This window comes from Frigoribacterium sp. AC759 (genome assembly GCF_979256015.1).
Window position 1 is genome coordinate 1 of the sequence record NZ_CEEDMT010000146.1, and the last position, 247, is coordinate 247.

The window sequence follows — 247 nt, forward strand, 5'->3', positions numbered from 1 at the left end:
AAGCTCATCGCCGAGCGCAACGTCGTGGGGGTCACCCCGAACCCCACGATCTTCGCCTCGGCTCTGGCCAAGGGCGAGGCGTACGACGACCAGGTCGCGCTCCACGCGAAGAGCGGCGTGAGCGTCACCGACGCAGTCTTCGAGATCACGACGGACGACGTGACGCGTGCCAGCGACATCGTCCGCGAGATCTACGACAGCTCGAAGGGATTCGACGGCCGTGTGTCGATCGAGGTCGAGCCCGGTC

1 protein-coding gene is annotated in these 247 nt (G+C 66.4%); it reads left to right on the top strand.

Translation table 11 applies throughout. The features are described from left to right. On the top strand, nucleotides 1-247 hold a 247-nt coding region (locus ACZ6JE_RS15430; RefSeq protein WP_464319515.1), incomplete at both ends, for a transaldolase family protein.